The sequence below is a fragment of the Rhodanobacter denitrificans genome, from assembly GCF_000230695.2.
GTDB lineage: Bacteria > Pseudomonadota > Gammaproteobacteria > Xanthomonadales > Rhodanobacteraceae > Rhodanobacter > Rhodanobacter denitrificans.
The window spans coordinates 152379-166031 of the sequence record NC_020541.1 but is presented as its reverse complement, the minus strand read 5'-3'; the positions used below and the strand labels follow the sequence as shown (position 1 = coordinate 166031).

Sequence of the window (13653 nt, the reverse complement as noted above, 5' to 3'; positions counted from 1 at the left end):
TCCCATGCGTCTGCATCGACTTGCGGCTGCGGCCGCCCTGACCCTTGCGCTGGCCGCCTGCGCCAGCAGCGGCGGCCTGCACCCCGACGGCACGCCGATCGATCCGGCTGCGCTGAAGGCCGGACGCAGCCTGGCCCACCTGTCCGCGGCCGCGTGGCCGACCACCGACTGGTGGCGCGGGCTGGGCGACCCGCAGCTCGACGCGCTGATCGCCGAGGCGCTGCAGGACAACCCCGGCCTCGGCGTCGCCGACGCCCGCGCCCGCGCGGCGCAGGCCGCGGCGGGCATCGCCGGTGCCGCACGCGGGCCCAGCGTGAATGGCGGCGCCGCGATCGCCGGCGCCCGGCCGCCGGCCGCGCTGCTCGGCGACAAGGCGCACTTCGCGCTGGCCAAGTACGGCTACGCCAGCTTTCAGTGGGACCTGGACCTGTGGGGCGGCAAGCGCGCCGCGTGGGAAGCGGCCGTGGGCCAGGCGCGCGCCGCCGAGGTCGACGCCCGCGCCGCACGCATCGAACTTTCCGGCAACCTGGCCCGCGCCTATGCGCAGCTCGGCTACGCGTTCACCCAGCAGGACCTGACCGCCGGCGAGCTGCAGCGCGCGCAGCAGTCGCGCGAGCTGACCCGCCAGCGCGTCGCCGCCGGCATCGACAACCAGATCGCGCTGAAGCAGGGCGACGCCGAGGTGGCCAGCGCCGAGCAGCAGGTGGCGCTGGCCAGCCGCGCGGTCGAGGCTGCGCGCTCGTCGCTGGCGGTGCTGCTGGGCAAGGGCCCCGACCGCGGGCTGCAGATCGCCCGGCCGCGATTGCTGCAGCCGGGCGTGCTGGCGGTGCCGTCCAATCTGCCGCTGGACCTGCTCGGCCACCGCGCCGACCTGGTCGCCGCGCGCTGGCGCGTCGAGGCGGCGGGCAAGGACATCAAGGCGGCGAAGACCACTTTCCTGCCGAACATCAGCATCGGCGCGATGGCCGGCGTGGTCAGCATGGGCGGCGCCAACCCGTTCAGCCTGGCCGGACGGTTCTACCAGGTCGGGCCATCGCTCAGCCTGCCGATCTTCGACGGCGGCCGCCGGCGCGCGAACCTGTCCGGCAAGGATGCGCAATACGACCTCGCCGTGGCGCAGTACAACCAGACCCTGGTCGGCGCGCTCAACCAGGTCGCCGACGAGCTGTCCGCGCGCGACTCGCTGCAGACGCAGATTGCCGCGCAGCAACGCGCGCAGGATGCCGCGCAACAGGCCTGGGAGCTTGCCGAACAACGCTACCGGGCCGGCATCGGCAGCTACCTGGAAGCGCTCAGCGTGCGCCAGCAGCTGCTCGCCGCCGAACGCGGCAGCGCCGCGCTCGCGGCGCAGCAGATCGATCTGTCGGTGCAGCTGATCCAGGCCCTCGGCGGCGGTTTCCAGCCGCAGGCCGACACCCCGTCTCCCACCCCGTCACATTCCTGAGGCAGCCCCATGTCCAGCCAGAATCCAACCGCGCCCGAGCTCGCCCCGTCCGCGCGGAAGAACCCGCGCGGCCCGCTGCTGCGCCTGCTCGCCGTCGTGGTGCTGCTCGCCGTGATCGGCTGGGCGCTGTGGTATTTCCTCGACGGGCGCTGGTACGAAGGCACCGACGACGCCTACGTCAACGGCAACGTGGTGCAGATCACCCCGCAGGTGCCCGGCACCGTGGTCAGCATCGGCGCCGATGACGGCGACCGGGTGCACGCCGGCGACGTGCTGGTGCGGCTCGACCCCAGCGATGCCGACGTGGCGCTGGCCGAGGCGAAGGCCAACCTGGCCAACACCGTGCGCAAGGTGCGCGGGCTGTACTCCAGCGTCAGCGGTGCCCGCGCCGACGTGGCCGCGCGCCAGACTGCGGTGGACAAGGCGCGCGCGGACTACCACCGGCGCGTGGCGCTGGCCAGGTCCGGCGCGATCTCGGCCGAGGAGCTGGCGCATGCCAGCGACGCGCTGACCAGCGCCGAGAGCGCGCTGACCGCGGCGCAGCAGCAGTACCAGACCAGCAAGGTGCTGGTCGACGACACCGTGGTCGCCTCGCACCCGGACGTGCAGGCCGCCTCGGCCCGCCTGCGCGCCGCCTTCCTCGACGACGTGCGCGCCACCCTGATCGCGCCGGTGGATGGCTATGTGGCCAAACGCTCGGTGCAGGTCGGCCAGCGCGTGCAGCCGGGCGCCGCGCTGATGGCGGTGGTGCCGCTGCATGGCGTGTGGGTGGATGCGAACTTCAAGGAAACCCAGCTCACCGACATGCGCATCGGCCAGCCGGTGACGATCAGGTCCGACGTCTACGGCAGCGCGGTGGAATACAAGGGCAAGGTGCAGAGCCTGGGCGTCGGCACCGGCAGCGCGTTCTCGCTGCTGCCGGCGCAGAACGCCACCGGCAACTGGATCAAGATCGTGCAGCGCATCCCGGTGCGCATCGTGTTCGACGATCCGGCCCAGCTCGACCAGCACCCGCTGCGCATCGGCATGTCGCTGGACGTGGACGTGAGCCTGCACGACCGCAGCGGCCCGATGCTGTCGCAGCGCTCGCCGAGCAAGCCCGCCTTCAGCACCGACGTCTATCGGCAGCAACTGGCCAAAGCCGACGCGGCGATCACGCAGATCGTCCACGCCAACATGGCCCGCACCAAGTAATTCCAGCAGCTCCCTCCCCTGCTGCGCAGGGGAGGGTTGGGGTGGGGTGCTCTTGATCTTTCAGGCCAGGAGCAACCCCCTCCCGACCTCCCCCTGCGTTGCAGGGGGAGGAGCAGATCTTCCACCTCCGGCCGATTCCGATGACTACCGAATTCCGCCCACCCAACCTGGCGCTCAGCACGATCGGCCTGTCGCTGGCCACCTTCATGCAGGTGCTGGACACCACCATCGCCAACGTGTCGCTGCCGACCATCGCCGGCAACCTCGGCGTGAGCAGCAACCAGAGCACCTGGGTGATCACCTCGTTCGCGGTGAGCATGGCGATCGCGCTGCCGCTGACCGGCTTCCTCAGCCGCCGCTTCGGCGAGGTGCGGCTGTTCACCGCCTGCACGCTGCTGTTCGCGCTGGCCTCGTTCCTGTGCGGCGTGTCGCAGAGCATGGGCATGCTGATCCTGTTCCGCGCGCTGCAGGGCGCGGTGGCCGGGCCGATGTACCCGATCACGCAGAGCCTGCTGATCGGCATCTATCCGCCGGCCAAGCGCGGCATGGCGCTGGCGCTGCTGGCGATGGTGACGGTGGTGGCGCCGATCGCCGGCCCGATCCTCGGCGGCTGGATCACCGACAACTATTCATGGCCGTGGATCTTCTTCATCAACGTGCCGATCGGCATCTTCGCCAGCATGGTGGTGGCCGACCAGCTGCGCGGGAAGGTGGAGAAGACCGAGCGGCCGAAGATCGACTACGTCGGCCTGATCAGCCTGATCATCGGCGTGGGCGCGCTGCAGATCGTGCTGGACAAGGGCAACGACGAGGACTGGTTCAATTCCACCTTCATCGTCGTCACCAGCATCGTCGCGGCGATCGGCATTGCGGTGTTCCTGATCTGGGAGCTGACCGACAAGGACCCGATCGTCGACCTGAAACTGTTCCGCCACCGCAACTTCACCGTCGGCACGATTGCGCTGATCCTCGGTTACGCGGCGTTCTTCGCGATCGCACTGATGGTGCCGCTGTGGCTGCAGCGCAACCTCGGCTACACCTCGATCTGGGCCGGCTACGCCAGCGCACCGCTGGGCATCATCCCGGTGCTGCTGACCTTCGTCGTCGGCAAGTACGGGCCGCGCATGGATCTGCGGCTGCTGGCGGCGGCCGCGTTCGTGGTGATGGGCCTGACCTGCTTCATGCGCTCGGATTTCTTCATCGGCATCGACTTCTACCACGTGGCGATGGTGCAGCTGTGGCAGGGCCTGGGCGTGGCGCTGTTCTTCATGCCGGTGCTGACCATCCTGCTGTCGGACCTGCAGCAGAACGAGATCGCCTCCGGCTCCGGCCTGGCCACCTTCCTGCGCACGCTGGGCGGCAGCTTCTCCGCCTCGCTCACCACCTTGCTGTGGGAGCGCCGCGCGGTGACCCACCACGAACAGCTGACCGAGCACATCACCGCCTACAGTCCGACCACGCAGGCCGCGATGCATCAGCTCGGCCAGGGCGACCAGCAGGCTGCCGCCGGCGTGCTCAACGACATCATCACCCAGCAGGCCTACCAGATCTCGTTCAACGAGGTGTTCCACGCGCTGGGCTGGATCTTCCTCGCGCTGGTGCTGGTGATCTGGCTGGCCAAGCCGCCGTTCACGCCGAAGGCGCGCAGCGTCTCCGGCGGCCACTGAAGCCGCCGGCACGCATTGGCACCGACGAACGGCTCCGCACGGAGCCGTCCGCCGCGATCTCAGAGATCGAACGCGACGCCGACCAGCGCCATCGTCTCGCCGGTGTTCGGGCGGTGCAGCCCGCCATTGGAGACGTGCCGCAGCGCCACGCTGAAATGCTTCGCCTGCCAGCCCAGCGTGCTGACGAACTGGTAGTGGCTGGAGAGCGCGTGGGTGGCGTGATTGGTGACGGCGAGCTGTTCGCTGAAGAACAGCGGCTGGTACCAATCGCCGGTCTCGCCGAAGTGGAAGCGCGCGCCGGCGGCCAGCAACGCCACCGAGTCGCGATTGGTGTAGCGGCTGTCGTCGGTCGCCACGGGGCGGCCGTCGATCCAGCCGAGCGAGACATCCGGCGCCCAAGTGAAGCGGGTCTGGCCCAGCGGCTGCGGCGCGAACACGGCCTCGACGAAGGCGGTGTTCGCGCCGTGGCTGTTCGAATAGCTGCGGCCGGCCTGCAGCTCGAAGCGGGCGGCCGTCGCAGGCAGCGCGGCGGTGACCAGGGCGAGCGCGAGCGCGCTGCGGATGAGGGGACGAAGGGACATGGGGCAACCTCGCGGCAGGTTTCTTTTTATGTACCGCATAGTATACAAATGGCCGACGCCCGGCGCAGCTTTCCTTTGGTGCGATTTCGGCAACGGATTGTTGCCCGCGCGATGTAAAAACCCCGGCACGATGGCCGGGGTTCGGGTGCCGCCCGCGCTGGAGAAAAACTACTTGCCGACCACCGGCTGCAGGGTCGGGCTGTCCAGGTCCAGCGCGGTCGATTCCAGCAGCGCGGCCTGCGGATGCGCCTTGCGGACGTCCGCGGCGAACTGCGCGGCGTCGCCGACCACCACCACCGTGCTGGCGCCGGCATTCAGATGCTTGTCCGCGTACTTCTCGATCTGCTTCGGCGTCACCGCCTGCACCTTGGCGATGTAGCGACCGATCTCGTCCAGCGGCACGCCGTAGACAGCCAGCTCGCCGACCTGTTCGGCCAGCCCCGCGGTGGTCTCCAGGCTGCGGCCGTAGGCGCCGATCAGGGTGGCCTTGCGCGCGGCCAGCTCGGCGTCGCCGACGCGGTTGTCGCCCAGGCGTTTGAACTCGCCCAGCATCAGCTCGACCACCTGCGCCGCGGACGGATTCTTGGTCTGTGCCGCGGCCAGCCACAGGCCGGCGTCGCGCAACGGCTGCAGCCGGCTGTTGGCGCCATAGGACAGGCCGCGCTTGATGCGGATCTCCTCGTTCAGGCGCGCCGAGTACGAGCCGCCGAGCACCGCGTTGGCGAGCGTGCCCACGTAGTAGCCGTCATCGCCGCGCGACGGCGCCGCATGTGCCGCGACCACGCCGGCCTGCCCGGCGCCGCGCTGGTCGATCAGCACGATCGCCGGCACGCGGCTGGCGGCCTTGCCCGCCGGTCGCGCCGGCAGCGGCGTGGCCGGCCTGGCCCAGTCGCCGAAGCTGGCCTGCCCCAGCGCAAGCGCCTGCGCCGCAGTGACGTCGCCGGCGAGGATCAGGATCGCGTTGTCCGGCCGGTACAGCGCGGCATGCAGCCGCTGCACGTCGGCGCGTCCGATCCGCGCGATCGAGGCCGGCGTGCCGCCGCGCGAATGGCCGTAGGCGCCATCGCCGAACACGCCACGGCTGGCCGCCAGCGAGGCCAGCGCGGTAGGCCGGCTCAGCAGCAGGCGCAGGTCGTCGATCGCCTGCGCCTGCGCCCGTTTCAGCTCGGCCGCGCTGAAATCCGGCTGGCGCACCACTTCGGCGAGCAGGCCCAGCGCCTGCGGCAACTTCGGCGTAGTCACGGTGATGCCGACCGCACTTTCGTCCCAGCCGGCATCGGCATCCAGCGAACCGCCCAACGCCTCGGCGGCGGCGGCGATCTGTGGCGCGCTCTGGCCGGCGGCGCCCTTGGTCAGCAGGCTCGCGGTGAGGTCGGCCAGGCCGGCCAGCGCCGGCGGGTCCATCTCGCCGCCGCTGCGCAACACCAGCTGCGCGGTGACCAGCGGCAGGCCGGCGCGGCGCACGCTGATCACCTGCAGGCCGTTCGCCAGGGTTTGCGTCGACGGCGTCGGCACGGTCAGCTGCGGCGCGGGGCCCGGCGCAGGCGGCGTGGCGGGAAACTCGGCGGCCGCCACGTTGCCGGCGGCGATCGCGATGGCCGTAAAGACGGCCAGACGGCAGGCGTTCTTGCGGCGGCTCATTTCGCTGCTCCCGAGGTCGTCGCCGCCCCGGCGGGCTGCGGCAGGTAGTCGATAGTGACGCTGTGGGCGCCGGTGACGTATTTCTGCAGCACGCGGTGCACGTCCTGCTCGCTGACTTTCTGCAGCGCGGCCAGGTCGGTGTTGACGTGTTCCGGATTGCCGTCGATCAGCGTCGCCTGGCCCAGCGCGAACGCCAGGCCCTGCGCGGTCTGCCGCTGCTTCAACTCGCTGGTCAGCAGCTGGGTCTTCACCTTGTCCAGCTCGGCGGCGGGAATCGGCTGGGTCGCCAGCCAGATGATCTCCTCGTGCAGCAGCTTCTCCGCCTCGGCCGGCGGGTGGCCGCTGGCGAGGATCGCATAGGCGGTGAACAGGCCCGGGCCGACCCGGCCGTCGGCATCGGCACCGACCCGCTGGGCAACCTGGTGGCGATACACCAGCGACTGGTACAACCGCGAGGAATCGCCCTGCGAAAGCAGCGCGGCGGCGACCTGCAGCGGGATGCGGTCGGCCGTGTCGGACGCCGGCGGCAGCAGCCAGGTGAGCGCCACCGCGGGCAGCGGCGCGGTTTCGCTGGTGACGGTGTAGCGCAGGTTCTTCTTGCGCTTCGGTTCCTGCGCGGTGACCTGCGGGATCGGCGCGGCCGGTTTCGGGATCCAGCCGAAATACTGGTCGACCCAGGCGTCGAGCTGATTCGGGTCGAAGTCGCCGGCGACGATCAGGGTGGCGTTGTCCGGTCGGTAGAAGGTCTGGTGGAACGCGACCACGTCCGGCAGCGAGGCCGCCTCCAGGTCCTCGATGCTGCCGATGGTGGGGCGCTTGTACGGATGCACGGTGTACGAGTGCGGGTCGATCGCGTTGAACAGCTTGCCGTACGGGTTGGCCAGCACGCTCTGGCGGTATTCCTCCTGCACCACCGCGCGCTCGGACTTGAAATTCGCCTCGTCCACGTTGAGGTTGGACAGCCGCTCGGCCTCGGCCCACAGCAGGGTCTGCAGGTGGTTGCTCGGCACCACCTCGAAGTAGTTGGTGACGTCGTCGCCGGTGGACGCGTTGTTGGCGCCGCCGACGTCCTCGGTGAGCCGGTCGAACTGCTCGGCGTGCATGTGCTTGGTGCTCTTGAACATCAGGTGCTCGAACAGATGCGCGAAGCCGGAGCGCCCCTGCGGGTCGTCCTTCGAGCCGACGTGGTACCACACCTGCACCGCCACGTTCGGGCTGGCGTGATCCTCCACGCTGAGCACCTGCAAGCCGTTCGGCAAGGTGCGCTGGTGGTACTGGATCGGCGGAATGGCCAGTTCGGCCGCGAGCAGCGGCGGCGAAGCCAGCGCGGCCAGCAGGACGAGCGGGGCGAGCAAGGCAGCCGGACGCAGATGCATGGGCGGTCCCTTTGGTGGAAAGGGCTCAACCTTAGCAAGTCGTGCCGAGCCATGCTCGTGACTTGCCGCCTGTCCGCGCAGGCATGCCCGGATACCGCTCGACTTGTCCGAGGTCGAGCCACATGGCGAACCGGGCGATCTGCGATGATGGGCAAACGCGAGCCTGTCGTGAGGGGGTGGCATGTTCCGCTGGATCAAGAACGTCTGGACGGGTTCCGAGCCCGTTGAATTCGTGAGCGCGTTCGGCATGAACGAATCCGTGGAGCGACTGCGAGCCGCGACGCGCCGGTGGTCGTTTCCGTTCGCCACGCAGGAATGCGCGGCTGGCACGGTGAAGGAAAACCGCGTGTCGTTGCAGCGGGTCATTCCGATGGTCGGCAACTCGTTCAAGCCGTTCTTCATCGGCAGGTTCGAGCAACGGCAGGGCAAGGTGGTGCTGCGCGGCCGTTTCACCATGATGCTATTGGTGAAGGTGTTCATGGCGTTCTGGCTTGGCATGCTTGCATCGTTCGCGGTGGCCGGCTCGGTGGCCGCCGTGGCATCGCCGAAAGCCGCCATGTTCCCGCTGGCGGCCGTCGGGATGATGGGCTTCGGCGTCGGGCTGACGGCGCTGGGTCAATGGTTTTCACGGAACGACGCCGCCTGGCTCACCCATGTCATGCGCACCGCTCTGCAAGTACTGCCGGACACCGCCACGCCGAGCCAGGGTGCAGGCCTTGCCGGCCAGGCGGCGAGTGGCAAGACACCCGTATTCATCTACACGCTGACCGGGCTGTTCACCCTGTTCGGGCTCCTGGGCATCATCTCGGCGATCAGCGGCATCCAGACCTATCGCGGCGGCCCTGACGGAGCCGTGATCACACACTATGCGAACGATACGCTGCGCATGGTCGCCGGCGCGGGCTCCATCGCGATGCTCGGCGTCGCCCTCGGCATCTATCGACGCATGCTGTTCGCCTGGTGGTCGGGCTTCGTGCTGCTGGCGGCAAGCATGGTCTACTCGATCATCAGCCCGCTCGTACGCACCGACCTCGGCGATGCGCGCGTGCCGGCAGTCGTGTTCGGCGGCATTTCCGTAGTGATCGGCGTGTTCTGGGGTCGCTGGTGGCATGCCCAGCGCCACCACTTCCACGATTGATTGCCCTGTACGATCCGCAAAAACGCACGCCAGGCCTGCCGCTGCGCTGCGCCGGCGCACTGCCAATCCATCATCGAGGGACGTTCGATGCCTACAACAGCTCGATCATCGCTGTTCGCCAACCACAACTTCACTTTGCTGTTCGGCGGCAGCACGATCTCGGCGATCGGCGACCAGTTCACCCTGGTGGCGTTGCCGTGGCTGGTGCTGAAACTCACCGGCGACCCGGCCGCGCTCGGCCTGGTGCTGGCCGCGATGGCGCTGCCGCGGGCGCTGTTCATGCTGATCGGTGGTGCGGTGGTGGATCGCATGTCGCCGCGGCGGGTGCTGCTCGGCGCGCGCGCGGTCAATGCGCTGCTGGTCAGCCTGCTCGCCGTGCTGGTGCTGGCCGGGGCGATCCAGATGTGGACGGTCTACGCGCTCGCGCTGGGCATCGGCCTGTCCACCGCGTTTGCCTATCCGGCGGGTTCGGCGATCCTGCCGCAGCTGATCCCGCCGCAGCAGCTGCAGCCGGCCAACGCGCTGTTCATGGGCACGCGCCAGCTGAGCATGATCGTCGGCCCGGCGATCGCCGGCCTGCTGATCAGCGTCGGCGCGCACGGTAGCCACGGCAACGGCGTGGCCGATGCCGCCGGGCTCGGACTCGCGTTCGGCATCGATGCGGTGAGCTTCCTGTTCTCGCTCGGCTCGCTGCTGCTGATCCGCATCCACAGCGACCACCACCCGAAGGCCCCGGTCGGCAGCGTGCTGGCGAACGTCGCCAGCGGCATCCGCAACATCTGGGCCGACCTGCCGCTGCGCGCATTCATCCTCTATGCCGCCGTGGTATCGGTGTTCGTGGGTGGCCCGATCCAGGTCGGCCTGCCGGTGCTGGCCGATACCCGGCTGGACCTGGGTGCTGCGTCGCTGGGCATCCTGATGACCGCGAACGGTGGCGGCATGCTGCTGGGCAGCGTCCTCTCCGGTGTCGCGACGAAGCTGGTACGCGGCCGGCTCGGCCTGATGGTGCTGGGCATCGACAGCCTCGCCGGGCTGGCGCTGGCCACGCTGGCGCTGGTGCACTCGACCTTCGCCGGCGCCATGCTGCTGGCCTGCACCGGCGTGCTCGCCGGTATCGCGCAGATTGCCATCATCAGCTGGATCCAGCACCGCGTGGCCCCGGAGATGATGGGCCGTACCATGAGCGTGCTGATGTTCGCCTTCATGGGGCTGGGCCCGCTGGCGGCCGCGATCGCCGGCAGCCTGTTGAAGGTGGCCTCACTGGCGACCTTGTTCACCGCGGCGGGACTGACACTGAGCGCGATCGCCCTCGCCTGCATGACCAGCCCGGCGCTGCGCAGCATCGGTGCGGCGCGGCCCGGGGCAGCGCCAGCATGAGATCTCCGGCGCGGCGCCGGGCGACGGGAGCGAGTTGACGTTCCGTGGCGGCGCCGGGTCAGGACGCCGTCTGCACCTTGCCCAACGTCTTCAAGCGTTTCTTCTCCGCCTTGCGCTCCCTGCGCGCCGCCTTGCGGATCTTGCGGTCGTAATTCCACAGGTAGATCGCCGGCGTGCTCAGCAGGGTCAGCAACTGCGACACCAGCAAACCGCCGACGATGGCGATGCCGAGCGGCTGGCGCATTTCCGAGCCGATGCCGAAGCCGATCGCCAGCGGCAGCGCGGCACCCATCGCCACCAGGGTGGTCATGGTGATCGGGCGAAAGCGCACCAGTGCCGCCTCGCGGATCGCCTCGGGTGCGGGCAATCCCCGCTCGCGTTCGGCGACCAGCGCGAAGTCGACCATCAGGATCGCGTTCTTCTTGACGATGCCGATCAGCATCAGGATCGCGATGATCGCCATCATCGAGATCTGCGTCTGCGTCACCAGCATCGCCAGGAACGCACCGGCGCCGGCCGCCGGCAGGGTGGACAGGATGGTCAGCGGATGGCCGAGGCTTTCATAGAGGATGCCCAGCACGATGTACATCGCCAGGATCGAGCCGAGCAGCAGCACCATGCCGTTGGACTGGGCCTGCTTCAGGCGCTGGTTGGCGCCGGTGAAATCCACCCGCATGCCGGCCGGCAGGCGCGCGGCGTAGGCGGCCTGCTCGACCAGCTTCACGCCGACGTCCTGGGTGACGTCCTTGGCCAGGTTGTAGCTGATCGTGGCCGCCTCCAGCTGGTTGTGGTGGCGCACGCGCAGCGGACTCATGTTCGGCTCGATCGTCGCCAGCGCCGACAGCGGAATCATCCGCCCCTGCTCGTTGCGCACGCGCACGTCCAGCAGCGACTCCGGGCTCACCCGCTCGGCCGCGCCGGTGCTGAGTACCACCGCGTACTGGTTGATGTCGGAATAGATCTGCGAGACCTGGCGCTGGCCGAACGCGTTGTACAGCGCCGAGTCGATGGTGCCGACGCCCACGTGCAGGCGAGCGGCCGCCTCGCGGTCGATCCGCAGCAGCTGCTGCTTGCCGACCTGGTCGAAGCTGCTGCTGACGTCGCGGAACTGCTGCATGCCGCGCAGCTGCCGCACCATCTTCAGCGTCCACGGCTGCAGGTCGCCGCCGTTGCTGCTGACCAGCTGGAATTCGTATTGGCCGCCCTTGTCGCCGCTGCCGCCGCCGCCGAGGAACTGCGCGGCGCTGACCGAGACCTTCACGTTGGCCAGCTTGTCGTACTGCTTGGACAGCCGCTCGACCACCTGCTTGATGCCTTCGCGGCGCTGGCCCGGCCCGCTGCCGCGCGGCTTGAGGTCGACGAACATCTGCGCGTTGTTGCCCACCGCGCCGCCACCGCCACCGTCGCGGCCGAGCATGGTGAGCTGGTCGAGCACGGCGGGGTCGGCCTGCATGATCTTGGCCACCGCCAGCGCACGCGCGGTCAGTTCGGCCGGCGAGATGTTGGCGTCGGCGCTGATGTCCACCTGCAGCTGGCCGGTGTCCTCGTCGGGCATGAAGGTGCCGCCGGCGGTCTTGGCCACCGCGAAACCGAGCACGAAGGTCAGCACCAGCAGCGTGAGCGGCTGCCAGCGCATGATCCGGCGATGGTGCATCGCCCAGTCCAGCGCACGCTGGTAGACGTGCAGCAGCTTGCGGTCGAAGTTCTCCACCGCCTGCTCGATCCGCCCGGGCGGCCTGCTGCGCTCCGGCTCGTGGGTCAGCATCCACGCGCACAGCGCCGGGGTCAGCGTGAGCGAGACCAGCGCCGAGATCACCACCGCCGCGGTCAGCGTCACCGAGAACTCGCGCAGCAGCATGATCAGCATGTTGTTGCCGAACAGGAGCGGCGCGAACACCGCCACCAGCGACAAGGTGATCGAGATCACCGTGAAGCCGATCTCGCGCACGCCGGTGAGCGCGGCCTGCATCGGCGGCTCGCCGCGCTCCATGTGGCGCACGATGTTCTCGATCACCACGATCGCGTCGTCCACCACGAAGCCGATGCACAGCACCAGCGCCACCAACGACAGCGTGTTGAGCGTGTAGCCCAGCGCCCACATCACCACGAACGCGCCGGCCAGCGACAGCGGCACGCTCAGCGTGGCGATCAGCGTGGGCCGCAGCCGGCGCAGGAACACCAGCATCACCAGCACCACCATCGCAATCGAGATCAGCAGCGCCACCTGCACCTCGTGCAGCGCCGACTTGGTGGTCTGGGTGAGGTCGAACACCGGCGTCATCGTCACGTTCTGCGGCAGCGAAGCGCGCAGCTGCGGCAATCGCGCGCGGATCGCCTCCACCGTGGCCACCGCATTCGCCTCCGGCCGCTTGCTGATCTGCAGGCCGACCGCGCGCGCGTCGTTGAACCAGGCCGCCTGGTACTCATCCTGCTGGCCGCTGTAGACCTTCGCCACGTCGGACAGCCGCACCGGCGTGCCGTTCTTCACCGAGATCAGCAGGCGGGCGAACTCGGCCGGCGTCTGCAGGCCGTCGCTGGCGCTCACCGTCATCTGCGTGCGGCCGTCGCTCAGCGTGCCCTGCGGCGAGGTGACGTTGGCCGCGCGCAGCGCGTTGGCCACGTCGTTGGTGGTGAGGCCCTTGGCCGCCAGCGCACCGTTGTCCAGCTCGATGCGCACCGCATGCGGGGTGCCGCCGAACACCTGCACCTGGGCCACGCCGTCGATCTGCGCCACCGCCGGCTTCAGCATAGTGTCGGCCAGGTCGAACAGCTGGTCCTGCGGCAGCCCGGTCGAGGTCAGCGTGAGGAACAGGATCGGGATCTGCGCGGTGTCGAACTTGAAGTACTGCGGTGGCGACGGCATGCCGCTGGGCAGGTCGACCGCGGCCGCGTTGATCGCCGCCTGCACGTCGCGCGCGGCGCTGTCTGCGGTGCGGTCGAAGGTGAAGCGCACCATCACCGAGGCCTGGCCCTCGCTGGCGTTGCCGTACATCTCGTCGACGCCGGGAATGCGCCCCAGGTGCCGCTCCAGCGGCGCCAGCACGGTGTTGGCCATGGTCTGCGCGCTGGCGCCGGGCTGGCTGGCCACCACGTACACGCCGGGGAAATCCAGCGACGGCAGCGCCGCCACGCCGAGCAGCAGGTACGCCCACAGCCCGGCCAGCATCAGGCCGAGCGCGAGCAGCGAGGTGCCGACCGGGCGGCGGATCAACGGGGCGAAGATGTTCATGGCGCT

General features: G+C 69.4%; 9 protein-coding genes. 5 read left to right on the top strand and 4 right to left on the bottom strand.

Annotated elements, in window-relative coordinates; translation table 11 throughout:
* Positions 1-4: 4 nt before the first annotated feature.
* From R2APBS1_RS00720 to R2APBS1_RS00710, 3 genes are all read left to right on the top strand, one after another.
* Positions 5-1444: an efflux transporter outer membrane subunit gene (locus tag R2APBS1_RS00720; RefSeq protein WP_015446464.1), complete on the top strand. Its 1440-nt coding sequence runs from the start codon at positions 5-7 to the stop codon at positions 1442-1444.
* Between the two features lie 9 nt (positions 1445-1453).
* Entirely contained in the window at positions 1454-2638 is a 1185-nt protein-coding gene (locus R2APBS1_RS00715) for an HlyD/EmrA/EmrK family protein (RefSeq protein ID WP_015446463.1), read from the top strand.
* A gap of 140 nt (positions 2639-2778) precedes the next feature.
* Positions 2779-4305 (top strand): DHA2 family efflux MFS transporter permease subunit, encoded by a 1527-nt coding sequence (locus R2APBS1_RS00710; protein ID WP_015446462.1) that lies wholly within the window; start codon positions 2779-2781, stop codon positions 4303-4305.
* A gap of 59 nt (positions 4306-4364) precedes the next feature.
* Here R2APBS1_RS00710 and R2APBS1_RS00705 read toward each other — a convergent pair whose 3' ends face one another.
* The 3 genes from R2APBS1_RS00705 to R2APBS1_RS00695 form a co-directional block, all read right to left on the bottom strand.
* Positions 4365-4886, bottom strand: a complete 522-nt coding sequence (locus R2APBS1_RS00705; RefSeq protein WP_015446461.1) for an acyloxyacyl hydrolase — start codon at positions 4884-4886, stop codon at positions 4365-4367.
* Between the two features lie 168 nt (positions 4887-5054).
* Entirely contained in the window at positions 5055-6527 is a 1473-nt protein-coding gene (locus R2APBS1_RS00700) for a M16 family metallopeptidase (protein ID WP_015446460.1), read from the bottom strand.
* Entirely contained in the window at positions 6524-7903 is a 1380-nt protein-coding gene (locus R2APBS1_RS00695) for a M16 family metallopeptidase (protein ID WP_015446459.1), read from the bottom strand. Before R2APBS1_RS00695 ends, R2APBS1_RS00700 begins: the two co-directional genes overlap by 4 nt.
* Positions 7904-8084: 181 nt before the next feature.
* On the opposite strand from R2APBS1_RS00695, the gene R2APBS1_RS00690 reads away from it, so the two are divergent.
* Complete coding sequence (locus R2APBS1_RS00690) at positions 8085-9041, top strand: hypothetical protein (protein WP_015446458.1); 957 nt, start codon at positions 8085-8087, stop codon at positions 9039-9041.
* 87 nt (positions 9042-9128) lie between these two features.
* Positions 9129-10418, top strand: a complete 1290-nt coding sequence (locus tag R2APBS1_RS00685; protein WP_015446457.1) for an MFS transporter — start codon at positions 9129-9131, stop codon at positions 10416-10418.
* A gap of 58 nt (positions 10419-10476) precedes the next feature.
* Here the strand turns inward: R2APBS1_RS00685 and R2APBS1_RS00680 are convergent, their stop codons facing one another.
* On the bottom strand, positions 10477-13647 hold the full coding sequence (locus R2APBS1_RS00680; protein WP_015446456.1) for an efflux RND transporter permease subunit: 3171 nt from the start codon (positions 13645-13647) through the stop codon (positions 10477-10479).
* Between the last annotated feature and the right edge of the window lie 6 nt (positions 13648-13653).